General features: G+C 70.0%; 21 protein-coding genes and 3 pseudogenes. 17 read left to right on the plus strand and 7 right to left on the minus strand.

The features are described from left to right. Nucleotides 1–44: 44 nt before the first annotated feature. Nucleotides 45–263 carry a hypothetical protein gene (locus KPL59_RS32760; RefSeq protein ID WP_226363134.1) on the minus strand — a complete coding sequence of 73 codons (219 nt, stop codon included), beginning with the start codon at nt 261–263 and terminating at the stop codon, nt 45–47. Nucleotides 264–413: 150 nt separating this feature from the next. Here KPL59_RS32760 and KPL59_RS32765 point away from each other — a divergent pair. Next, nucleotides 414–1189: pseudogene (locus tag KPL59_RS32765) on the plus strand (transposase family protein). 90 nt (nt 1190–1279) lie between these two features. Here the strand turns inward: KPL59_RS32765 and KPL59_RS32770 are convergent. After that, a complete protein-coding gene (locus KPL59_RS32770; protein ID WP_226363135.1) occupies nt 1280–1924 on the minus strand; it encodes a hypothetical protein in 645 nt (214 codons plus the stop codon). A gap of 104 nt (nt 1925–2028) precedes the next feature. Further along, a pseudogene (locus tag KPL59_RS32775) lies at nt 2029–2803 on the minus strand (transposase family protein). A gap of 651 nt (nt 2804–3454) precedes the next feature. Here KPL59_RS32775 and KPL59_RS32780 point away from each other — a divergent pair. Beyond that, entirely contained in the window at nt 3455–3730 is a 276-nt protein-coding gene (locus KPL59_RS32780; protein WP_226363136.1) for a hypothetical protein, read from the plus strand. A gap of 42 nt (nt 3731–3772) precedes the next feature. Continuing rightward, nucleotides 3773–4105, plus strand: coding sequence for a hypothetical protein (locus tag KPL59_RS32785; protein ID WP_226363137.1), 333 nt, complete (start codon nt 3773–3775; stop codon nt 4103–4105). On the opposite strand, the gene KPL59_RS32790 is transcribed toward KPL59_RS32785, so the two are convergent. Then, a complete protein-coding gene (locus KPL59_RS32790) occupies nt 4102–4596 on the minus strand; it encodes a hypothetical protein (protein WP_226363138.1) in 495 nt (164 codons plus the stop codon). The genes KPL59_RS32785 and KPL59_RS32790 overlap by 4 nt on opposite strands. Before the next feature lie 97 nt (nt 4597–4693). On the opposite strand from KPL59_RS32790, the gene KPL59_RS32795 reads away from it, so the two are divergent. The 8 genes from KPL59_RS32795 (at nt 4694) to KPL59_RS32830 (ending at nt 16532) form a co-directional block, all read left to right on the plus strand. Next, on the plus strand, nt 4694–5992 hold the full coding sequence (locus KPL59_RS32795; RefSeq protein ID WP_226363139.1) for a hypothetical protein: 1299 nt from the start codon (nt 4694–4696) through the stop codon (nt 5990–5992). A 2-nt stretch (nt 5993–5994) separates the two neighbouring features. Continuing rightward, nucleotides 5995–7542, plus strand: a complete 1548-nt coding sequence (locus tag KPL59_RS32800; RefSeq protein WP_226363140.1) for an SCO6880 family protein — start codon at nt 5995–5997, stop codon at nt 7540–7542. A gap of 125 nt (nt 7543–7667) precedes the next feature. Continuing rightward, complete coding sequence (locus tag KPL59_RS32805; protein WP_226363141.1) at nt 7668–9191, plus strand: helicase HerA domain-containing protein; 1524 nt, start codon at nt 7668–7670, stop codon at nt 9189–9191. A 447-nt stretch (nt 9192–9638) separates the two neighbouring features. Further along, on the plus strand, nt 9639–11699 hold the full coding sequence (locus KPL59_RS32810; RefSeq protein ID WP_226363142.1) for a type IV secretory system conjugative DNA transfer family protein: 2061 nt from the start codon (nt 9639–9641) through the stop codon (nt 11697–11699). Continuing rightward, nucleotides 11696–12439, plus strand: coding sequence for a DUF4913 domain-containing protein (locus KPL59_RS32815; RefSeq protein ID WP_308187995.1), 744 nt, complete (start codon nt 11696–11698; stop codon nt 12437–12439). Before KPL59_RS32810 ends, KPL59_RS32815 begins: the two co-directional genes overlap by 4 nt. A gap of 897 nt (nt 12440–13336) precedes the next feature. After that, nucleotides 13337–14116 (plus strand): hypothetical protein, encoded by a 780-nt coding sequence (locus KPL59_RS32820; RefSeq protein ID WP_226363143.1) that lies wholly within the window; start codon nt 13337–13339, stop codon nt 14114–14116. Nucleotides 14117–14244: 128 nt separating this feature from the next. Beyond that, nucleotides 14245–14796, plus strand: coding sequence for a hypothetical protein (locus tag KPL59_RS32825; RefSeq protein ID WP_226363144.1), 552 nt, complete (start codon nt 14245–14247; stop codon nt 14794–14796). Nucleotides 14797–15584: 788 nt separating this feature from the next. Next, nucleotides 15585–16532 carry a hypothetical protein gene (locus tag KPL59_RS32830; protein WP_226363145.1) on the plus strand — a complete coding sequence of 316 codons (948 nt, stop codon included), beginning with the start codon at nt 15585–15587 and terminating at the stop codon, nt 16530–16532. A 36-nt stretch (nt 16533–16568) separates the two neighbouring features. Here the strand turns inward: KPL59_RS32830 and KPL59_RS32835 are convergent, their stop codons facing one another. The 3 genes and pseudogenes from KPL59_RS32835 to KPL59_RS32845 all read right to left on the minus strand — a co-directional run bounded on the left by KPL59_RS32835 (nt 16569) and on the right by KPL59_RS32845 (nt 18460). After that, nucleotides 16569–17060 (minus strand): hypothetical protein, encoded by a 492-nt coding sequence (locus KPL59_RS32835; RefSeq protein WP_226363165.1) that lies wholly within the window; start codon nt 17058–17060, stop codon nt 16569–16571. Nucleotides 17061–17696: 636 nt separating this feature from the next. Then, a pseudogene (locus KPL59_RS37965) lies at nt 17697–18164 on the minus strand (relaxase/mobilization nuclease domain-containing protein); the annotation flags it as partial. A gap of 50 nt (nt 18165–18214) precedes the next feature. Then, complete coding sequence (locus KPL59_RS32845; protein WP_226363146.1) at nt 18215–18460, minus strand: hypothetical protein; 246 nt, start codon at nt 18458–18460, stop codon at nt 18215–18217. A gap of 503 nt (nt 18461–18963) precedes the next feature. Between KPL59_RS32845 and KPL59_RS32850 the strand changes: the two genes are divergently transcribed. From KPL59_RS32850 to KPL59_RS32880, 6 genes are all read left to right on the plus strand, one after another. Next, complete coding sequence (locus KPL59_RS32850; RefSeq protein WP_226363147.1) at nt 18964–19380, plus strand: hypothetical protein; 417 nt, start codon at nt 18964–18966, stop codon at nt 19378–19380. Beyond that, nucleotides 19377–20228, plus strand: a complete 852-nt coding sequence (locus tag KPL59_RS32855) for a hypothetical protein (RefSeq protein WP_226363148.1) — start codon at nt 19377–19379, stop codon at nt 20226–20228. The genes KPL59_RS32850 and KPL59_RS32855 overlap by 4 nt, the downstream gene beginning before the upstream one ends. 279 nt (nt 20229–20507) lie before the next feature. After that, nucleotides 20508–21224, plus strand: coding sequence for an META domain-containing protein (locus KPL59_RS36290; protein WP_255678273.1), 717 nt, complete (start codon nt 20508–20510; stop codon nt 21222–21224). 119 nt (nt 21225–21343) lie between these two features. Further along, nucleotides 21344–22567, plus strand: coding sequence for an ISAs1 family transposase (locus KPL59_RS32870; protein ID WP_226351754.1), 1224 nt, complete (start codon nt 21344–21346; stop codon nt 22565–22567). 475 nt (nt 22568–23042) lie between these two features. Beyond that, complete coding sequence (locus KPL59_RS32875) at nt 23043–23420, plus strand: hypothetical protein (RefSeq protein WP_226363149.1); 378 nt, start codon at nt 23043–23045, stop codon at nt 23418–23420. Between the two features lie 242 nt (nt 23421–23662). Continuing rightward, entirely contained in the window at nt 23663–24142 is a 480-nt protein-coding gene (locus KPL59_RS32880) for a hypothetical protein (RefSeq protein ID WP_226363150.1), read from the plus strand. Nucleotides 24143–24146 lie beyond the last annotated feature (4 nt).

Below are 24146 nucleotides of genomic sequence, written 5' to 3' on the forward strand. Positions count from 1 at the left end.
AAATATCAGATAACGCGCACCGTCGCCGCTTGTCGTGATGGGCCCTACGGCTGGATCCAGATGCCGTTTTTGGTGGTGGTCAGGCCGAGTGTGGCGGGGTCGAGACAGACGGTGACGCCGTCGCGTTCGACGCGGTGGGTGTCCCACAGGACGGCGTTGTCGAAGACGTGTCCGCAGCCGTTGGTGCGGGTGCAGCAGTGGGCGCGGTCGGGTCCGACCCAGGTGTGTCCGCAGCAGCTCATCCGGACAAGTACACCGCTCACAGGCGCCGCGGGTTCCTTTCATGATCATGGAGCCTTTTCCATCGTGATTCTGCTGGTCAGGGGCTTGGTGAGGGTGGTGGTGTAGCTGGGTGAGGCTCCCGGTAGGACAGGGATCGTCCAAGATCAATCATCCTGACCGGGAGCCTCGGCGTGTTGTCCTACCCTGCTGCGATCGCGTTGTCGACTCACACCCTTGCCCGGCTGCGCAGCATGATCGGTCGTCAGCGGCGTGCCAGCGGGGGGGGCGTTGGTGGCGGATCACCGCCGGTCAGCAGGCGTTGCTGGTCCTCGCGCACCTGCGTAACGGTGACACCTACGCCCGCCTCGCCGCCGGGTTCGGAGTCGCTACCAGCACCGCCTGGCGTTATGTCCACGACACCCTGGCCCTGCTCGCCGCCCTCGCCGAGGACATCACCCAGGTCGCAGCCAGGGTGGTATCGCTGGCCTGGGTGCTGCTGGACGGGACCCTGGTCCCGATCAACCGGGTCGCCGGGCAGCGCCGCTACTACTCCGGACGACACCGCCGCCACGGAGTGAACGTCCAGATCCTCGCCGACCCGTTCGGCCGACTGATATGGGCGTCTCCACCACTACCTGGGGCCACCCACGATGTGACCGCGGCCCGCGCCGTCGGGGTGATCGACACCCTGACCAGCCGGAACGTCGAGACGTGGGCGGACAAGGCCTACCAAGGCGCCGGAGGGACGATCCGGACCCCCTACAAACGGCACCGGACCCGACCACACCTGTCGACCGGGCAGAAAGCGGTGAACCGCGCTCACACCCGGATCCGGTGCCGAGTCGAACAAGCCGTCGCCGAGCTCAAGGGCTGGCACGTGTTGGACCGGCTCCGCTGCTGCCCCCGCTACGCGAGCACCGTCATCGCCGCGATCACCGTCCTGAACCGGATCGAAACCCGCCGCTGACCAGCAGAAACACGATGAAAAAGGCTCATGTTGTGCGCCGGCCGGTTGCTCTGACGGCAACGGCGGCGACGGAGGTCGATGGTGGTGGTTTTAGTGGAGGTGTTCGTGGACGCGCCAGAGCCTGTCCCCGCCGGGGCTGTTGCCGCTGTTGCTGTCGATGCCGCCGCGGGTCAGGGTGAGGGTGGCTGCGACGGGTTCGGGCGGCACGCGCGGGCCGTGGGGCTCGGTGCAGCGGGTGTGGACGGTACCGGAGACCTGCACCGCGACCCGGTCACTACTCCGCGGGGCTTCGGGTGGGATCACCGCGGCCAGCCCGGACACGGTGACGCTGCAGCGGTCGGCGACCAGTTGTGGCCAGCCGCCCCCGGTCCGCGCCCCATGGGTGACGAGGTAGTCGTTGGCCCGGGCGGCGGGTCCGGTCAGCAGCGGCGCGACGCGGGCGGTCCAGGCCAGCGGGTCCGGATCGGTGTGGGAGATGCTGCGGGTGGCGATCAGCCACCGCTGGGCGGTGATCAGCGGATCAGCCGAGGCCACCCCCACGCCGTCGGGAGTCACGACGGCCGCGCCGACCGCGGACGCGGTCGTGGGCGGCGGCCCGACCGACGACAGTAGCGACACCGACAGCAGCACCGCCCCGCCCAGGGTGGCGACTCCGGCGATGACCAGACCGAGGATCACCCCGAACCGGCCACGGTGGTCGCGGCGCAGGTCGGGTTCGAGGAACGACCGTTCCACCTGCCCCGAACCTCCCGACCCGTCCGTCATATCCGTCATATCCGTCATGTCCGTCTTGTCCGGTCTCGCGTTTCAGGGAGCCTTTTTCATCGTGAATCTGCTGGTCAGCGGCGGGTTTCGATCCGGTTCAGGACGGTGATCGCGGCGATGACGGTGCTCGCGTAGCGGGGGCAGCAGCGGAGCCGGTCCAACACGTGCCAGCCCTTGAGCTCGGCGACGGCTTGTTCGACTCGGCACCGGATCCGGGTGTGAGCGCGGTTCACCGCTTTCTGCCCGGTCGACAGGTGTGGTCGGGTCCGGTGCCGTTTGTAGGGGGTCCGGATCGTCCCTCCGGCGCCTTGGTAGGCCTTGTCCGCCCACGTCTCGACGTTCCGGCTGGTCAGGGTGTCGATCACCCCGACGGCGCGGGCCGCGGTCACATCGTGGGTGGCCCCAGGTAGTGGTGGAGACGCCCATATCAGTCGGCCGAACGGGTCGGCGAGGATCTGGACGTTCACTCCGTGGCGGCGGTGTCGTCCGGAGTAGTAGCGGCGCTGCCCGGCGACCCGGTTGATCGGGACCAGGGTCCCGTCCAGCAGCACCCAGGCCAGCGATACCACCCTGGCTGCGACCTGGGTGATGTCCTCGGCGAGGGCGGCGAGCAGGGCCAGGGTGTCGTGGACATAACGCCAGGCGGTGCTGGTAGCGACTCCGAACCCGGCGGCGAGGCGGGCGTAGGTGTCACCGTTACGCAGGTGCGCGAGGACCAGCAACGCCTGCTGACCGGCGGTGATCCGCCACCAACGCCCCCCCGCTGGCACGCCGCTGACGACCGATCATGCTGCGCAGCCGGGCAAGGGTGTGAGTCGACAACGCGATCGCAGCAGGGTAGGACAACACGCCGAGCCTCCTGGGCAGACAGCCGATCTTGGTCGATTGCTGTCCTACCGGGAGGCTCACCCAGCTGCACCACCGCCCTCATCAGGCCCCTGAGCAGCGGATTCACGATGAAAAAGGCTCAGGATATCGCCGCCGCAGGTAGCGGCGTTACCGACGCCGACACCGACGCCGACGACCACCCGACGACGCGCGGTGGCCCACAGCGGTGCGGGTCGGGCCTGCCCGGCCTCGGTCGTCGCGTTCGTGCGCGGCACCCCATCGAGCATGTATGGTTTCACCGCTCGTGATTCCGTTCAATAAGGTGGCATTCCCCGGCGGGGTGTCGGGGGATGGGGCTGGGGTGGGGTGGTGAGTGTGCGGGAGCGTCCACGTGTGGCCGGGGTCGCCGGCGGGGTCGGCACCTCGGTGCTGGCTGCGGCGGTGGGTGGTGTGGATCGGGGGGTGTATCGGGCGCAGACCGAGGTGGCGGTGGTGGTGTGCCGGTCGACGGTGTCCTCGGTCGGCGGGGCGGCGCACGCGTTGCAGCACACCCCGGGCCCGCCGGTGCTGGCTGTGGTCGACGATGCTCCTGGCGCGGCATGGGGGACGAATACGCGGAACCGGCTACGCAGTATCGAGCCACACACCGCCGGGATCGTGCCCATCCCCCTCGTGACCGTCTGGCGGGACATGCTGCGCCCGATCCAGCGCGCCGCCCAGCTCCTCGCCCTCGACCCCGCGGAGTTGTCGAAACCCGAACGAGCGCTGGTCCGCGCGCTGGGACAGGTGATCGACGCCGTCCTCGCCCTCCCCGACCACGCCGCCCTCCCCGACCACGCCGCCCTCCCTGAGCACGACGTCAGGTCGGCCCCGGCCGACGCCGCTCCCGCCGCTCCGGTCGGTCCGGTCGTGGTGGCGTCACCGGGTGCTCGGGTGCGTCCGGCATGACCACCACCGCGGCACTGCCGCCTCCCCGTTCGAGGAGCTCTCATGTCCCTGGTGATGACCGCTGCGGTGTCGGCGTCCGACACGCTCACCGCCCTGGACCCGGGTCTGGTGCCGGGGCAGGTGGCGCCGCCGGACCCACCCGCGCAGCGCCCACCGGGGAAGCTGGGCGACTTCGTCGATCAGATCATCGGCTGGATCAAGTGGGGTCTGATCGCCGCCGGGGTGGTCGGGCTGCTGGTGTGTGCGGGGATGATCGTCGTCGGCCGGAAACGGAATCATGCGATGGCCATCGACGGCCTGACCGGCACCCTGTGGGTCGTCGGCGGTCTCGCCCTGGCCGCGGGAGCCTCGGGGATCGTCGCGGTCTTCCTCTAGGGCTGGGGGTCGACGAGGAGCTGGGAGCGGATGAACCCGGAGACGTCGAGTTCCTCTTCCGGGGTGGGCGCATCGAGGTAACGGACCTGCAGGTCCCGCCCACCGAACAAGATCATCCGGCGGATGATCTCCTCATCCAGTTCTGCGAGACCGTTCGCGGACAGGCCGGGGTTGAGCCACAACCAGGCCGACTGCATCGCCGACACCGCCTGCGCGACACCGTCGGCGACCGCGGTCCCGCCGGGCAGCTCCCCCGTGGCGAGCACCGTCACCGTCAGCACGACCCCGTCGGTCGGGTCGGGCAGCGGCGCGACGGTCGCGTCGACGATGCGGTCTTCCCGGATCTGCTCGATCAGGAATTCGGAGAGGATGTAGTTGACCTCGACCGGGTTCCATCCCAGCGACGGGAACACCTGCCCGACCGAAACGAGAAGAGCACCCTCGACCTCGCCCTCACCTGCGCCATTACCTTCGCCTTTGCCGTCACTCACGGTCGGTCATCCTTCCCGGCCGCCCCGGCCGGTCACCGCCCGGCATCCCGTACGTCCACGTCCACGTCCACGCCTGCGTCGGCGGAGGTGATGTGAGGTGGGGTTCTGGACAGATCCCGGGGGCGCTCTGGCGGAGTCCGCAGCGGAGATCCTGGCCGCGTTGTTGACGTGGTGGCTGGCCGAGGAGACGGTGTTCGACGGCCTGGCTGCGCATGCGGAGCGGTTCGCGGTGCTGACCGGGCCGATCGTGGCCGCGATCGTCACCATCTGTCTGCTGTGTCAGGTGGGGAAGATGATCCTGACCCGCCGCGGTGAACCTCTCCTCGAGTCCGCGGCCGGGCTCATCCGGTTCGTGCTGGCCACCACGGTCGGGGTCCTGCTCACCGTCACCGTGCTGGCCGCCGCGGACGCGGCGACCACGGAGTTCCTGGGGGCGGCGCTGCCGGAGTTCGTCGACCGCCTCACCACCGTCCTGCAACGCTCGCAGATGGGGGTCGGGTCGCAGATCCTGCTCGGCACCGTCGTCCTGGTCCTGGGTGCGTTGCAGTGGCTGGCGATGTTCGTCCGCCAGGCGGGGATCTTCGTGCTGATCGCGGTCCTGCCGATCGCCGCGGCCGGGGCGCTGTCCGGGGCGACCCGCCGGTGGCTGCCGACCGTGATCGCCTGGCTCGCCGCGCTGATCTTCTACAAACCGGCCGCCGGGCTGATCTACGCGATCGGGATGACCCTCATGTCCACCCCCACCCCTGCCGGGGGTGGGCCGGAGTGGGCGGCGATCCTGGTCGGGATCGTCATCCTCGCCCTCGCGGTGATCGCGTTACCGGCGTTGATGCGGTTCTTCTCCTTCACCGGCACCACGATCACCAGCGGTTCCGCGGGTGGGATGGTGGCTGGTGCGGCGACCGGGGCGGTGTCGCTGGCCGGGATGCGCAGCGCCCGCACACTGGAGTTGACCGGCCCCGACAGCGCCCCGGCCTGGACCACCCCACCTGCTACGAGCCCGACCGGGTCCCCGGGAGCGATCGGCCCCAGCCCCGGTGCTGGGGAGAGCAGCGCCGGCAGCAGGCCTACCGATCCCCCAAGAGCGGGCTCTGGAGGACCGGCCGGACCGCAGAACACCCCGTCACCGGCCCCCGGCCCGGCGCCGGGCGCTGCCGCCGGGCCCGGTGCTGCGGCTGGTGCTGCGGTGTCGGGGGTCGGCGCGGCGGCGGCCGCGGGAGCGGCGGCGGTGCAGGCCACGCAGTCGGCGGCCGAGGCCACCGCCGCCCAGCTGACCAGCCCCACCAACAACAACCCCGACCCCGGCGCAGACAGGCCCGGCAGCGTGGGCGGGCCATCGGGTGCCGGGGCGGCCCCACCCGGCGCAGGCACCGACACCGACGGGGCAGGACGGTGACCATGAGCAGCAGTAGCGCACCGACGACACGGCGGACCTATGGGAATTGGCGCCGGGCCCGCGGGTTCGGCATCGGCACACTGTCCCCGACCGAAACGAAAGTCGTGTTCACCGCCCTGGTCGTCCCCGCCCTGGTCGCGATCGGCTCCGGCCGCGCCGACCTGGCCCTGGCCGTGGTCGGTGCGGTCGCGGTCGCGGTCGCGGTCACCGTGGTCAAGATCGACGGCCAATCGATCACCGGACTGGTCGCCCGACGGCTGCGGTTCCACCGCGCCCAGCGGGCCGGCTGGACCGAGCTCTCCGGCGGCCTGTTGACCGAGCACCCCCGCCGCCACGACCTCCCCGGACCCCTCGCCCCGGTGGTGCCGCTCTCGACCGACGACGGCCGCGGCTCACGCCAAGGCCTGCTCTGGGATCGGCGCACCGGGACCCTGACCGCGGTCCTGCGGGTCTCCCCGGTCGGGCTGGATTTGATCGACCGCGCACAAGCCGACACCTGGGTCGCGCAATGGGGCGCCTTCCTTGCCGACCTCGGCTACCAACCCATGATCCGCCACCTCAGCGTCACCGTGGACACCTCCCCCACCGGCGGGGCGACCCTGCGCGACGACGTCACCGCCCGACTCGACCCGGCCGCACCGGCGGCGGCGCGGGCAGTGATGGCCGCCCTCGCCGCCGCCGCCCCGTCCTCCGCCGCCGAGGTCACCACCTACGTCGCGCTCTGCTTCGACCCATCCCGCGCCACCCCACGCCCCCCGGACCTCCCCGCGGCGGTCGCGGAGGTCACCCGGTGGCTGCCCGGCACCGAACGAGCCCTCGCGGCGACCGGGGTCGCGGTCCTGGGACGTGCCACCACCCCCTGGCTGACCGATCACCTACGCGCCGCCTACGACCCCGCAGCCCGCGCTGATCTCGCAGCAACTGCCGCTGCAGCCGCTGCTGGCGCTGCTGGTGGTGGCGGCGGTGTGCCGCCGGGCTCGGCAGAGCACCCGACATCGGGGTGGGCGGCGGAGTGGGCTGACGCGGCCCCGATCCGCGCCCGCGAATCCTGGGATCACTGGCGGCACGACTCGGGGATGTCGGTGTCCTGGGCGATGATCGACGCACCGCGCCAAGCTGTCATGGACCGCATCCTCGCTCCACTGCTGGCCCCCGGCCCCTTCGCCCGGCGCACCACCCTGCTCTACACCCCCTTCAACGCCGCTGCGGCCGCCGCCGAGGTGGAACGGGAGATCACCCACACCCACATCCGCCGCTCCTGGGCGCGAAAGACGAAACGCGACGAGACCCAACGTGACCGCGACGACCTCGCCCGCGCGATCCAGACCGCCCGCGAAGAAGCCGAAGGCGCCGGCCTGGGCCGCTTCACCCTCTACACCACCACCACCGTCACCGACCAGACCCTGCTCCCCGCCGCGGTCGCCGACTGCGAACAACGCGCCGGACACAGCAAACTCCGCATCCGCCGGCTCAACGGCGCCCACGCCGCCGGGTTCGCCGCCGCCCTCGGCCTCGGCATCAACCCCGACGAACTCCACCACCGCCACTAACACCCACCCACGCCCGTACCTGCCCATACACAGCCATGCACGCCTACACCTGCTGTGACCTGCCCACACTTACCCAGACCTGACCGGAGAGCCCCAGAGGGACCGGAGACATCTATGAGGCGTCCATGACCACGACACACCTAGATCCCGGCCGCCCCGGTGAGCCGGCACATCCGGCCGCGCCCGACCTCGTCACCGCGCAGCAGGCCCGAGGACGGGACCTGCCGCCGGCGTGGGGCTGGCCCGCCCGCGGTGGGGGCCGGGCGGCGAACGTCGAACCCGGGATGATGTGGCAGGCCACGACCAGCCAGGTGTGCGGCCTGTTCCCCTTCGCGGTGGCCGGGGGTGCTGCGCCCCGCGGGGTCCCCGTCGGGCGCCACTTGCACACCGGTGAGCCCGTCGGGCTGGACCCCGCCCATTGGCTCCGGTCGGGTCTGGTGTCCAACACCGGCATGTGGATCCAAGGCCAGCCCGGGATCGGGAAATCCACGATCGTGAAACGGCTGCTCACCGGGCTGGTCGCGTTCGGGGCGACCGCGGTGATCCCCGGCGACGTCAAAGGCGAATACACCGCCCTCGTCGAGCATCTCGGCGGCACCGTCTGGCGCCTCGGCCGCGGCCACCACTCCCTGAACCCCCTCGACGCCGGACCACTGCGCGCCGCCCTACGGGCCGCGGTCGGCACCGAACGCACCCAGCTGGTCGAGACGATCCGGACGCGGCGCCTGTCCCTGCTGGAGGCCCTGATCGTGATCGTGCGGCGGGGGCCGATCACCGTCACCGAACGCCGCCTACTCGACACCGCCCTCGATACCGTCCGCGACCACACCACCACCGCAGACGGCAGAGCAGACGACGGCGAGCCGGTGATCGGTGACATCCTCAACGTCCTGACCAGCCCGCCGGCCAGTCTGCTGGCTGTCACCGCCGCCGACACCGAGACCCGCTACCGGCGCGAGGCCCGCGACCTGGTCAACACCCTCGCGTTGCTGTGTACCGGCGCGATGCGCGGCCTGTTCGACCGACCATCCACCGTCACCACCGACCTCGACACCCCCGCCCTCTCGCTCGACATCTCCGCGCTCGACCACGACGACGATGACGTCGTCGCCGCCGCCATGCTCTCCGCCTGGGCCTGGGCGGCCAGCGCCATCACCGCCGCAGGCGCCCGCGGCCATCACCGGACGGTGTTCCGGGTCCAGGACGAACTCTGGCGCGCTCTGCGCGTCGCACCCGGACTGGTCGAACTCTCCGACCGCGTCACCCGCCTCGGTCGCTCGCGTGGGGAGATCTCCGCCCAAGTCACCCACTCCCTCGACGACCTCGACGCCCTCCCCACCCCCGAGGACCGGGCGAAAGCCCGCGGGCTGGCCGGACGCAACGCCATCACCGTCCTCGGCGGCATGAACACCGCCGACCTCGACCGCCTCCACGCCATCACCCCACTCAGCGACGCCGAGACCGCGATGGTCCACGGCTGGGCCGCCCCACCCACCTGGGTCCCCGGACAACTCCACCCCGGCCGCGGCAAATATTTGATCAAATCCGGCGGCCGCACCGGCCTCCCCATCCACCTGAGCCTCACCAGCGACGAACTCGACCTCTACCACACCGAACACACCTGGCACCCACCCCGACACCAGCACTGACCAGGAGATACCCATGGCCGACCAGCCCGCCCCCGAGCCCCGTGACCTGCATCAACGGCACCACCCGAAGGCCGCTATCACCTCGACAGCACCACAGCCACCATCAGCGACATCGCTTCCGGCAGCTCCATCGGCAGCTCCATCGGCAGCTCCATCGGCAGCTCTGTCGATAGCGGGGTGCAAGCTCGACGCTGTCCTGGCGATCGCCGGACCCCGGTACGGGAAGACCCGACCGTGGACACCAGAGGATTCGGGCAAAAGTGATGAACCCCATCGCAACCCCCCAGACGAGCCCGGGGGCTGGCAGCATCACCGCCGCGATACCGGACGCCCCTCCGGTGACGCTGGCGCTGCTGCCCCAGGCCATGGCCCCCGACCGGCCCGGGGCAGCAGTACCAGCCGCACCCCACCCGACGACAACGGGCAGGACGCGGCGGGGACGACACCGTGACCGCGTCGACGCCGCCCCAGCCCGGGATCCCGTGGGCGCAGTTCGCCGCTCCGCTCGCGTTGCTCGGTGTCCTCACCGCCGGGACCTCGACCGTCACTCTGATCTGGTCGGCCGCCACGCTCGCCGGCCCGGCCGCGGCGCCCCCGTGGGGGGCGGCCACGGCGAAAGCCCTGATCGCCGCCGGCGGGGCGGGCAGTCTGGACCCGCTGATCGGACCGGCCGGGTCCCGGCCAGTGTTCTGGGCCGTCATCGCCGGGACCGCGGTCATCCTCGTCGCAGCCCTCGTCGCCGGTGTCCTGTCCTGGGGGCTGCGCGCCGCCACCCGCACACAACGGCCCCCGGCGCCGCTCACCCGCAACGCGCTACCCGGGATGCGCGGACCCGCCGCCCACCAGCGCGCCACCGAACTCCGCCCCTCCCTCCTCCAGCAGCACCCCGACCAGCAGCACAGTCAGCAGCACGGCCAGAACGAGCCGGGCCCGCACCGAGACCGGCGACGTGGGCGGGTGGACGAGCGCGACCTCGGCATGCTCCTCGGCCGCATCCCCGGCAGCGGCAGCCCCGGCAGCAGCGTCCTGGGTGGTGTCCTGGGCGGGGGTCGGGAGCGGGCGCGGCGGGTCTATGCCGCCGAGGAAGACGTCATCCTCGTCATCGCCGGACCCCGCTCCAACAAGACCAGTGCGCTGGTCGTGCCCGCGATCCTGTCCGCGCCCGGCCCGGTGATCGCGACCAGCAACAAAAACGACATCTACACCCTCACCGCCCGCCTGCGCGCCGGGATCGACGGTGCCCGGGTGTGGGTCGCCGACCCACAGCACCTCACCGGTATCGCCCAGACCTGGTGGCTCGACCCACTCGCCCCGGTGCACGACCTCGCCGACGCCTCCACCCTGCTCGCCCACTTCACCACCCCCACCAGCAGCGCTGGGAGTGGGAATGGGGAGTTCTTCGCCCAATCCTCCCGGCGTCTGCTCGCCGCGCTGGTCCTGGCCGCCGCCCACGCCGCCCGCAACAGCGACCGCACCCCGGCGGGGGTGCCGGTGTCGATCCGCGACGTCCGCCGCTGGGCCGCCACCGAAGACCCCACCCCCGTCGCGGTCCTCCGCGCCCACGGCTTCACCGAGGTCGCCGACGGCCTCCAAGCCCAATACGAAGCACCCGCCGAGACCCGCGGCGGGATCTTCGCCGGCGCCCTGACCACCCTGGGCGCCCTGGAGAACGACCACGTCACCCGCATCATCACCCCACCCACGACCTGGCGCACCCCACCCGACGACCCCGACACCGTGACCGAGCTGGACCCGTGGACCTTCATCGTCGGCCACACCGAACCCGACGGGCAGGTCGTGCCGCCGCGGGACACCCTGTATCTACTCACCCAGGACGGGCCCGGCTCCGGCGCGCCGGTCATCGCCGCGCTCGTCGACCACCTCCTGCGCGTCGCCGCCCGCGCTGCCGCGGCCCAGGGCGGGCGCTGCGACCCGCCTGTGCGGGTGATCCTCGACGAAGCAGCGAACGTGTGCCCGATCGCCAATTTGCCCGCCCTCTACTCCTACTTCGGCTCGCACAGCATCCAGGTCGCCACGTTCCTGCAGTCCTTCCCCCAAGGCACCGACGTCTGGGGCAGTGCCGGCATGAACAAACTCTGGGGCGCCGCCACCATCACCCTGATCGGCGCCGGGGTCACCGACCTCGACCTCACCCGCCACCTGGCCGCTCTCCTCGGCGACCTCGAACTCCCCACCGTCACCCACACCCACTCCCGCGGCGGGACCTCCACCTCCCACACCACCAGGGACAAACCGGCCATGTCGGTCGCCGACATCGCCGCCCTCGACAAGCGCTACGCCATCTGCCTCGCCACCGGTCACCGCCCCACCGTCCTGGAACTGCTGCCCTGGTACCGCGAACCCGACGCCGACGACATCACCGCCGCAGCCGCTGCGGCCAGCGCGGACGTGCGACACGCCGCGATCACACACCTCGGCGCCGACAACCCCCTCACCCGCCGCCTCCACACCCACAACCAGCAGCACCACGGCCAGGAGTCGCCGTGACCAGCGACAACGACACCGCCGGCGGCGGCGCGGCTCCGACCCCGCTGGCAACGGCGGCGGCGGTCACGGCACTCGCGGCGCAGAACACCCTGCTCCACCACCGGCTACTCGAACTCGACAGCCGCCTCGACGACCTCGCCGAGTCCTTCGACCTCCTCGAAGAAACCCTGACCGCCACCGCCCGCACCATGTCCACCGACCCGACCGGAGCCGACCCCAGCACCGAGACCAGGACCGAGGACGGGCAGACCAGTAGCGCCGCCGCAGACACGACCGCAGCCCAGGACACGAGCGCGGCCCAGGAGCGCAACACCGAGCCGGACATACGAGTCCTGCTCCCGTGGGTGCGGTGCACCATCGCCGAGCGGTGCGAGCGGAAACTGCCTCAGGGCCAGGGGCGGATCCGGTGGTGTCGCTCCTGGTGGCGTCACCGTGAAGCCCTCGCCCGCTTCGCCGCCCTCTACCGGGCCTGGGTCGAGGCCACCGACCCCGAGACCGGCACCGGCACCGCCCTGGTCACCTACTACACCCACCTCGACCACACCCTCGAAGTCCTGATGAGCGACCACGGGCCCTTCTCCGCCTGCCCCGGCGGCCGCCACCGCACCCCCGGCACCGGTGACCCCACCGTCGGCTACCTCGGCCAAGACCACCACCCCGACGAACCCGACCCCGACGAGGGCCAGGACGAGGCCGCGGCCACCGACGGCGCAGACGAGAAGGAGCAGTCGCAGCGATGACGACAGCGACGAACACTCCCATCGGGGAGGTCCCGGCCCTCGGGCTCGGTCGTGAGCAGTCCCAGGCCTGGGTGCGCCTCGCGTTGACCATCGCGACCACCCTGCGCCAGCACCGCCTCGACCGAGGCCGGGCGGCGTTCAGCGACCAGCAGGCCGCGCGGCGCCGGGGCGCCCAGTACGCGGCCGATCTCGACCCGCGGGTCGCGGCGATGGCCGCCGCCGACGAGACCGCCTTCCACCACGCCGCCACCACCGACAGCACTGCTGCTGCGGTGGCCGGGTTCGAGGAGCTGACCAGCCCGGAACCGCAGTTCGGGTGGACCGTCCACACCACCATCGGCCCCATCCCCGCCCACGCCCCCTCCGGCGGCCAGGGCCGCTGGGGACTGTGGGCCCACGGCCGGCGCGGAGACAAAGAACTGTCGGTGTTCGTCGTCGTCCCCGACCGCGACCTCGCCACCGCCCTGCGTAACGAGGTCACCCACGACCAGCACCGCACCCTGCTCCAACTCCGCGCCCTCGGCGTCTACGGCTGCCTCCGCGCCGACCACGCCCGCACCCAACTCCGGCCCGACGACACCCAGTTCGCCGAGCACGTCCGCCACGCCCTGCACACCGTCTGGCCCGACCACCCCCGACCGCGCCACCGCAATCCTCCACACCGACAGCGCCGACTCGGACAGCGCCGACTCGGCCGACGGAACTCTCGAGGACCTGCACCAGCGGCTCCGGGCCTTCGACGAACGCGGCTACCGCCCCGCCGACCTCCTCGCCGCGATCGACCCCGACCGGCTCGACCCCGGCAGCCCCCGCTCGGCGCTGATCGCCGCCCTCGACACCCTGACCCCCAGCACACAGCAGCAGCCGAGCACCACGCCCGACGGCCCCGGGCAGACGGTGCCGCAGCGCGGGACCGACCTCCCCGCTGCCGCGCAGCTTCTGCACCGCCACCTCGACGACGGCACCACCGCAGCGGTCACCGGATGTCGGCACTGGCCCGGCCTCGCCCGCCAACTCCACGCCTGGCATCGCGACGACACCACCACCGGCTATCTGGCCGCCGAACTCGCCCGGATCCCCACCCACCGCGTCCGCACCGCGCGGGCACCGGCGATCTACCTGCGCTCCATCCTCGACCGCAGCATCACCTTCCGCAGGCGACACGACACCACCGCCGGAGACGACGCTGCTGGAGACGACGCTGCCGACGGGCAGAACACCGACGCCGCCCCGGCCGAGGAACAGACCCCGGACCGGGAGCAGGTGCCGCCGACACCGTTCGACATTCACCGGCTCGACCCGACCAACGTCCTCGACCGCGAAGCCCTGCGCGCGTCCCGCGGAGCCGGCACCGCAGCCGACGACGACTACATCGACACCATCCTCACCGCCGACCACCCCACCGAGACCCAGCACATCGCCCCCGACACCGATCACGACGCCGCACCCACCCAAGGGCAGCACCCGGAACGCGTTCCTGACCAGCAGAAACAAGAGAGCTCCGCGGACCAGGTGCCAGCAGCCGAGAGCACCGCCACTCCCAGCACCACCGCGACCAGCACGGATATCGAGGCCAGCACCAGAACCACCGGCGACCCGACACAACCCGCTACGACGCGATCGGCCCGATTCGTACGAAAACGACAGAACACCCACACCCCACGACAACACCCCTAAATAGGAGAAAACGCGCATACACGCAATTTCGGGCGATACTTGCCCGAAATTGCACGCTTCGTGATCACGCATGCGCGATACGCATCCGATCTTGATCGGGCAATTCGCATCGTGCTGTACTACGGAGCGTGAGCACGACGACGTACGCACAACGCACCATCACCGTCATCCTCGCCGCTGCGATCCCGATGAGCATGACCACCGGATTCGCCGCCGCACCCGTACAGCACACGTCATCGCCCACTACCATCACCGCACCGGCGACACCTCTTCCCACTACGCTCCCTTCCCACCACAGCGACGAAGAGATCGCCCGCGCCCTGGAACGGATCGCGACCGAACTGGAACGCGCCCTCGCCTCCCTACCCGCCGACCAGCGCGACAATCCACACGCCGTCCGCGACGCACTCCACCGGAACACAGCCCACGACCGCCTCAACCCCGCCGGGGTCGCCGCCTGCATCGCCGCACTGGGCGAGTTCATCATCACCACCGGAATCCCTGCGGCGAAGCTCGTGAAAATCATCCGGGACGCGAAGAAGGTCTACGGCTCCTTGATGGCGGCACTCAAGAAGCTCAACACGAATCCGAGCGTGTCCGAGCTGGGCGAGGAAGCCGCCACGATCCTTCAGAAGATCATCGGCATCGATGGTGTCATCGCCAAGTGCAGCAACATCTAGCACCCATGCCCGACAACGGACCCTCCTCGCCAGGCCGCTTCCTCATCAAAGGACGCTGGATCGGTTTCACCATCGCGTTTGCATTCGGATTTGTCGGCTGGCTCCCAGTGCTCGCCGGAGCGCTCATATCTGGCCTCGGATACCAGTGGGCAAGCGACCCACCCCCCCCTCACAGTCCAATCCTTCAAGTAGTCGGCGCGGCAATATCAGCCTATCTTTTTGTCGTCATCGTCGCCCCTTTCAGGGTGTTTGCTCCAGTGACTCCCAAGAAGGACTCCTGGCGCCTCTGGTACCTACTTTACGCTGGCCTCACATTTCTCTCGGCCGCCGGAGCAGGTGCCGCATTCAGGATCGCTCTCCCTTTCATTCCCGTCTACGCATGCACGACAGCACTCTGCGCCGGAGCCATCGAGATGATGTGGCTGAAACCCTGGCAACCCGGCCCAAGCGACGAACTCATCGCAGCACGACTAGCCGCTCTTCAACGAGGCGAAGACCCCTCAAAAATCACCGAAGACAATACTCGATAACTCTCGCGCCAGAAATACAGTCCGCCCCACCCGCGGCGAACACCCATCTCCAAGACACAACCCATGCTGCGGCAGACGTCGAATCGTCACTCCACCGCAGATCCGTAGGTCACGACCAGCAGCCGATGACCACTGAAGCCGTCATCGCTCTACTACAGCTACGAAAAAAGGGGGAAATCAATGAGTGCTGACATCCCGACAGGGCCGAGTGGACCAGGCAGGTCGGTGCCGCGGCCGGGGATCATGGCATTGCAGGCGTTGCGGTGGTATCAGATCGCCGGTGTCGCAGCCCGGTTCATCCGGGCGAACCCCGCAGCGGTGCTGGTCCCGACCCTGCTCGAAGCACTCGTCCTGGTCGTCGGTGGCGGGCTGGCCTGGTGGTTGCTGTTCGACCCGGCCACCGCCATCGACGACGCCGCAGCAGCAGCCGCGGCGGCGACGGACCCGGCTGCGGCAGAAACCGCAGCACAGACCGCCGCAGCAGCATCCTCACCGCAGGACCTGCTGTTCAGCCTCGTGCTGCTCGCGCTCTGCTTCATCCTGGCCCCACCCGCGGCGGCCATGGTGCTGTCCACCCTGCGACCCGCCGTCCTCGGACACCCCCGCATGTCGCTGTCCCAGGCCTGGGCGGCAGCACGCCCCCACCTACGGGCCCTCTACGGGGTGTGGGCGGTCCTCACCCTGATCGGCCTCATCCCGACCGCGATCCAGACCGCCGCCGCAGCCCCGTTCTGGAACACCCCCGACACCACCGACACCCCCGCCGCCTCGGACACCATCGGCGCTCTCGCCGGGATCCTGACCCTGGCCGCAGTCCTGCTACTGATCTACGTCTCGGTCCTGCTCGCCTTCGCCCCCGCCGCCGCGGTCGTCGAAGGACTCACCGCCGGGGCCGCGCTGCGCCGTTCCCTCGACCTGGTCCACCGATCCTGGTGGCGCTGCTTCGCCGTCCTGGTCGCGATCAGCGTGATCCTCCTGATCACAACCACCCTGATCACCCTGCCCGCCCTCGCCGCCGCCATCGCGATCGGATTCGCCGGACCACTCTGGATCGCGATCCTCGGCGTCGGTGCTGTCCTGGCCGCGGTGTTCGCGATCAGCTGCAGCTACGGCATCGGCGCCACCGCCCTGCTCTATCAAGACCAGCGCATCCGACGGGAGGACTACGCCACCGACCTCATCCACGACGCCCGCCTCGAACCGTAAACCCGCCGGTCAACGCCGCAACCGCGCCAACCGGCGCTATCGTCCGAGCCCGGGGCCCCGTCCCGGGCTCGGACGGTGCCCGCGAGCCGGGGACCCCCGCACCGGCACCGGCTGCACCGACTCTGGACGACGCTCCTGCACCGCCACCGGGAACCCGGCACCGGGCAACGCCCCCACCGCCGGCGACACAACCGCAGCCGGGACGGTGGTCAACGCCGCACAGCTCCGCCGCGCCGCCGCGGCCTGCGCCGGGCGCTGCTGGGCCTCCCGCAACGCCGCAACCTCCGCCACTACTGCCGCCACCGCGGCGATCAACCGGGCCGCGCCCTCCCCCCCATCACGGCCCAACGGGCCCGCCGCGGCCAGCCGCCACGCCGCCGACCGCAGCGCCTCCGCCGCCGGGGACCACCGCACCGGCAGCACCCGATACGGCACCCGGACCGCCCGATCCAGATCGGCCCCCGCCCGACCACCGACCTGCCGAGCCACCGGCTGGCCGGCGGTGACCGTCTCGACCGCAGCCAGCATGTCCCCCACCGCATGCACGACCCCATCACCACCAAGGCCATCACCGCCACAATCAGCACCCTCAGGAACAGCGGCGCCGGGAACCCCACCGGCCCCAGACACCGCCTCCCTCAGCGCTGCGCTCGCCTGGCCCATCGCCGACACCGCGCTCTCCACCGCCGCCGCACGCTCCGCACGCGAGGCCCGCGACCGATACCGCCGCACCCCGGCCGGCTCGACCGACACGACCGGCTCCGCTGACGCCCACCGCGCCCGCAGGTTCGGCAACGACAGATCCGCCGCCAACCGCCGCCCCGAAAACCACACCGGCTCCCCCACCCCATTCACATCATGCGGAACCGCGACCGCATACCCCACCAGGCCACTCCCCCGATCCCCCGCCACCGCGTAACGAGGCCGCACCATCACCCCCCGATCCGCCAACACCGACACGAACGCCTCCGCGTCCCGGGCCTGCACTGCTGCTGCCCGCACCTGCCGCCGCAACCACTCCCGCGGCGTCTCCCGACTACCCACACTCACCGAAGCAGCCGAGACGAGCGGACTGGCAACACGTTTCGCTTTCTCCAACTCCCCATACTTCGGGGCGCTCACCGCCGTCAGATCCGACGCAGCCGTCGCCATCAGACCAAACCGAGCCTCCGCCGCGTGGCATGTCTCCCGAGCCCGCTGATAATCCCGATACGGATGCATCCGACGGCCCGACTCCGTGCGCACTAACACCGCCGCAACATGAACGTGATCGTCAGCGTGACGGATCGCGACCCACCTGCACCCGTCCGGATCGCCACGCCGCGCGATCCCAGTCCGGTCCATCAAATCCTCGACGACCTGCGCCCACTGCTCATCCGACAGCTCCGGGTCCTCGGGCGCACAGCGCAACGAGCAATGCCACACCGGGCCCTGCTTCGGACGCCTCTCCCCCTTCGCCGGCGACGTCAACGACACCCCCGCCGCCACCGCAGGATCGCTCAACCCCTCCACAAGCCCCGCAATATCGAACAAACCATCCGCACACTGCGGCGGCTGATGCGCCTCCGGACGCCCGTCCCACGACGCCACCACCCGCTGCCTCGTGTGCTCATTAGCTCGGCCCGGACCCATCAAATAAGCGACAAGCCCACCCGGCCGCCACCCACGACTGATCTTCGCGATCACACCGACCGCCGCCGACCCACAACCTCCGACCGCGCTTGCCCCACCAACGCATCGACACCCTCGACCGTGCAATCGATCCGAGCAACCGCGCGCACCACCCGCTCCAGGACCCGCTCCACCATCGGCCCCAACGTCCCGTCAGTATTCGCAATCCGCGCGACATCGTTGAGATTTCCTCCAACGTTACGCAGCACCCGCCGGTCCTCCATGAGCTCCGCCCGGAAGCCCATCAACACCTGCATCCGACCTGACGCACCCACACCCGCCGCAAGCTGCCCACTAGGACGCTCCTCCTGAGCAACCCGGGTCGCTGCCACGCCAACCCACGCTCCCGGAGCCATCGCAGAACGCGCCGCAGCAGCAGAAATCGACGCCCACTCACGCTCAGAGAACGACACGTTCGCCGAATACGGACGCCCGCCAGCAACATGATCACGACGAACCCGGGGCAACAGAATCCTCCAACACACGGACACGAGGCAAAAGAGAGCAACCAGCACCACAGCCGAACAGGCTCGCCTGCGCGCCCCCTCAGCCTACGTCCAGCCCAGCACCTCCGCGACCCCTGCTCGGCATTTTCCTGAGGAAAATGCCTATCTTGCTGCGCCACAGGCGCACGCACACCGCGCAGCGCAGATCCGCGCTCAGCAGCACCCCCACGGAGCAGCACACGAGAGAGCCCGCCCCTCGACCAGGGCCGCGCTAGGCGCTCACCAGAAGACCCCAGACCCGATACACTCCACGCATGAACGCGCGCGCGGCGACAACAGCAACACCACAAGCCAAGACCCACGCACGCACAGCAGCACGCGAACTCCTCCGCGCACGCATGCAACCCATCACCGCACTCACCGAACTCGCAACCGCCGTCGACACCGCCCGCACAGAAATCGACAACGCCCGACAACGATGGCGCGACGCACAAACCGCCTACGCCCACGCCTACCGCGCCGCCCGAGCAGCCGGCTGGAGCCCCACCGAACTCTGCGACATCGGCTGCGGCACCCAACCCGCCGGAACAGCACTACGCACACGCCCCAACAGCGACAGCACCACCCCGACGCCCGCACCTCCGGTGACCACCGACCCGGAACCACGACCCACCGACACCACCGACACCGACACCGCTGGACACAGCGCTCACAAAGCAGGACCCCGATGACCACCGACACCACCGACACCGCTGCCGACGGCGCCGCCGACGACTCTCAACCGGTACTGATCTTCGGCCGGGGAGCGCTGACCCGTCTGGCCGACGGCCGCAAAACAGCCACCATCAGCAGCGAGATCCCGGACGCCGCCCCCGGCGTCACCGTGACAGCGACACTGCCGGACGGGACACCCCGACTGCCCATGCAGATCGTGCACTCCCTCCCCCTGGAAGAACTCGCCGCACTACCCCAACTCGCCACCCAGGCCGGACTGGAACTGTCCGCATTCACAAAATGCCGATCATGGTCGGCATACCTGGACAACGTGACCACAACCGGAACCGTCACAACCCCCGCGCACATACTGGTCCTCACCACCACCGGAGAACTCGAAGGGACACTCCCACCGAAGAAACACCCCACCCCCAAACGCAAGCGCCAGCCCCCGCCGCCACCCAAGCCGAAACCCGCACCAGAACCACTCAAACCCGTCAAAAACGGCTGGATGCAGATCCAGACCACCGGCCCGGTGAAACTCACACCACTCACCATGATCCACCCACAAGACACACCCGAACTCCAACAACGAATCACAGCCGTCCTCGCACGACGCTCACCAACACTGCAGGAACGCCGAGCACTAGCACCCGTCATCGGAGCACTACTCGAAAAAGGAAAAGCCGGACCGGCAGGACTAGGAAAAGCAGACCGAGAACGACTCCGCAAACAACTCCACACAGCAGTCGCCTGGCTCACCAAACACCAACTACTCACACACGGACACTGGAACCCCAAACTCCTCGCAGGACTCCGCATCAAACACGCCACCACCCGCGGCGGCGCACCCACCAAACAATGAGGCTTATTCAGGGTGATCATGAAGCGAGGTGCTTCCTCAGGTCAGCGCCTCAACGCAGCAGCCTGTTGAACGTCCCTGAATAAGCCTCAATGAACCTTTTTCATCGTGAATCCGCTGCTCGGCGGATTCACGATGAAAAAGGTTCCTTCCTTGCCCCGGCCGGATCACCACCCGGCGGGCCGTCACCCATCCACCCGCCCCACCGGAAATACCGGCCGAGCGGGCCGTCACTCACCGTGGACCATCACTACCGGCGAGTAACCATGTTCTGCTGAAACCATGCACACGACCTCCCACGCACGACGCGCCGGCGCCGCAGCACTACTCGCCGCCGCCACCCTCACCACCGCCGCAGCCATGACCACCAGCACCGCCGCCGCCGCAGACGGAGCCGGAGCCGGAGCCGGAGCCGGAGCCGTCGAGCGGCCCTACTACGAGGTCTGGGAACCCGGCCAGCACCGCCCCCACCACCCCGGAGGAGTCCACGTGCCCCGCCCCGACACCACCACCACCGACACCGACGGCCCCCACGCCGTCGGGCCGCTGCCCGCCACCCCCGCAGTAGCCGACCCTGCAGTACGAGCAGCGGTGACCGAGCCGATCCCGACCGTCGAGCCGACGACACACCCCCTCCAGCAGGCCCTGCTCGGCCGCTGGACCCCCACCAACGACACCACCGCTGGGCGGGCATTCGTCGAATTCACCGACAACGGCCACTGGACCGGCTCCGACGGCTGCAACACCCTCCACGGCACCTGGGCGGTCCACACCGACGGAGTATTCACCGCCACCGCCGACCCGACCACCCTCCTCGCCTGCGAGAACGTCCCCATCGCCGACTGGCTCACCCAGACCATCCACGCCCGCCTCACCCACACCACCGACGGAACCGACCGCGAGACCCTCGTCCTGCACGACGGCTACAGCGACCTCACCGACCCCACCGGCGACATCACCCTGACCCGCCACCACCCCAGGGCCCCGGCAAAGTCGTGATGGGTGGGTCCTGAGCTGCGGTGATGTGGGGGGTGGGGGTGGGTGCGGACACAGGCTTGGCGTGATCATGAGGGTGTCGAATCCTTGCTCACGTCAGGAAGCCTGTGTCCGCAGTGTCAGTGTCTCCGATCGTTGCTGCTCTGGAAGGCCTGGAGGTCGGTCCTGACGCGGGGAGAGCCGCGCCGGTCGGTGAGGCGGCGGGGTTGTCGCTGGTGGAGGCCCTGTCGCGAGTGCCGGACCCGCGGAAACCACGCGGTGTCCGCCACGGTGTCCTCGCGGTGTTGCTACTGGGGGCGTGCGCGGTGTTGGCGGGGGCCCGGTCGTTCACCGCGATCGCCGAGTACGCCCATGACGTCGGCCGCGCCGTGCTGGACGTGCTCGGGGTGGGCGCGGTCGCTCCGCACGAGTCGACCATCCGCCGGGTCCTGCAACGGGTCGACGCCTCGGCGCTGGAGGCGGCGTTGCAGTCCTGGGTGTTGCCCCAGCTCAGCGCCCAGCCGGCGGCGGAGGGCACACCCCGGCGAGAACAGCGTCGCGTGCTGGCCTTGGACGGCAAGACCCTGCGCGGCGCCCGCGTCCGTGCCGCCGACGGCAGGGTCTGGCTCCCGCATCTGGTGTCGGTGCTCGACCAGACCAGCGGTGGCGTGCTCGGCCAGGTTCAGGTCGCAGAGAAGGGCAGCGAGATCACCGCGTTCACCGCGCTGCTCGACCCCCTCGACCTCGACGATGTACTGGTCACCGCGGACGCTCTGCACACCCAGCGAGCCCACGCCGACTACCTACACCGCCGCGGCGGGCACTACCTGATGACGATCAAAGCGAACCAGCCCACGCTGCTGGCACGGGTACGGGCGCTGCCCTGGACCCAGATCGGCGTCGCTGATCGTCAACGCGGGCGTGGGCACGGCCGCGTCGAGACCCGCACGATCAGCGTGGTCAGCCTGCACCCCTGTCCCGACCTGGGCGCAGAGTTCTTCCCCCACGCATCCCAGGCGATCAAGCTGGTGCGCCGGCGTCGCCCACTGCGGCCTGGCGGGAAGTGGAGAACCGAGACCGCCTACGCGATCACCAGCCTGACCAGCACCGACGCCGATCCAGGACTGCTCGCCCGCTGGATCCGTGGGCACTGGTCGATCGAGAATCGCCTGCACTGGGTCCGTGATGTCTGCTTCGACGAAGACCGCGCCACCGCCCACACCGGTCACGCCCCGCAGGTCATGTCGGCGTTGCGGAACCTCGCGATCACCGCGCTACGCCTGCACGGCGTCAGCAACATCGCCGCAGCACTCCGCCACCACGCCCGCGACCCCCATCGACCACTGACCACCTACAAGATCATCTAGCGACTTTGCCGGGGCCCTGGCCACCACCCCTAACGAACCCTTCCTCTACAGAGTGCTATAGGCCACACTGGATGGCGTTCGAAGCAGCACTCGGAAGTAGCACTCGAACCTGTAGAAGCAGCATTCGGATCTCGGGATCTCACATGGTCGCACCATCCGGCGTGCTGGGGAGCACACGCCGACCGCGACCACCACCCGGGGCCGGGTCGGCCGAGCCCCCTCCACCGACCAGCCCGGCCCCACCACCAGCACCACACGATGCGTGACACCCCCTCAGCGCTGACGACCTTCCGTCGTCACCCACACTGCGGGCACACACCGTTTGCGGCGACACTGCGTAACCGCTACGCCGTCGACGCGCGGCGACCGGGTGACAGTCTTTGACCTGCAGTTTCCCGACCTGAACCCTCTCGTTGCAGCTGGTACGGGCTCCCCCTCGTATTCGAGTATCAGCACTATCTGGAGGACATGCGTGATGTGGAAGAAGACCGGGATCGTCGTGGCCGCCTCAGCGGCATCGCTGATGGCGCTCTCGCCGGTGGCGATGGCCCACACCAGCAGCGACCGAGGCGACCACGGTGACCACGGGATCGACAAGAGCGCCGAAGGCCTGATCGCCGGCCTCAACGGCAACAACATCAACGTGCCGATCCAGGCCTGCAACAACAACATCCCCGTCAACCTGATCGGCCTGCAGGTCCCCATCGAGGACGCCGCCGCCGCGAACGGCCTCACCGCCGCGCTGGGGATCCTCGGCGAGGCCAACGCCACCTCCGGGGACTCGGTCACCGACCAGTCCGACACCTGCGTCCAGACCGGCGCCGCCGGCGACACCGTGAAGGGCCACAAGTAACACCCCTTCACACCGCACTACCTCGCCGGCGGCGGGAGCCTTCACAGACCACGCCGGCGACACCGCGACCTGGTTGGCCGTCCACGAACAGCCAGCAAGGCCGCGTAACACCAGAGAGCCCCGCACCGAGGGGATCACGGCACCGTCGCACAGGGTGCCCACGATCCCCCGGTGCGGGGCTCTCCCGCACCCTGCGGCTTGTCAACGAGTGCACCCCAGCCCGCGCTTCTACACTGGCCCCTGTGCCTGACATGTCCGACCCGATGGGCCCCGACGACATCCTCGTCATCACCACCCAGGACTTCACCATCCGCGGCAACAAAGACCTCTACCAGGCCTCCTACGCCCTGATGAGCTACTTCTCCGGGCTCTGCCGACACGGCCGCATCGCCGACGCCTACGCCGGACCCACCCGGCCCCCAGCCGACAGCGACGACACCGCCGACAGCACCGTCTACGACCCGGACGATCGCGGCGGCGAGCACCTCGGCGGCGAGCACCTCACCATCCGGATCGAAGTCATCGCCGACACCCTCGACCGCGGCACCACCACCGCCCTCGAGACCATGCACCGCGGCTTCACCACCCTCGGCCAGGCGCTGCCCGACCAGTACAGCCCCGACGAAATCCAGGTGCTGACCATCGCCATCGGCGGCGACGACCTCCACATCACCCACCTCGACCGCGCCGCGGCTTACCGTCGGGTCGGCCTCACCCCCTGACCCG

Source organism: Pseudonocardia sp. ICBG1142, assembly GCF_020496255.1.
Classification (GTDB): Bacteria; Actinomycetota; Actinomycetes; order Mycobacteriales; family Pseudonocardiaceae; genus Pseudonocardia.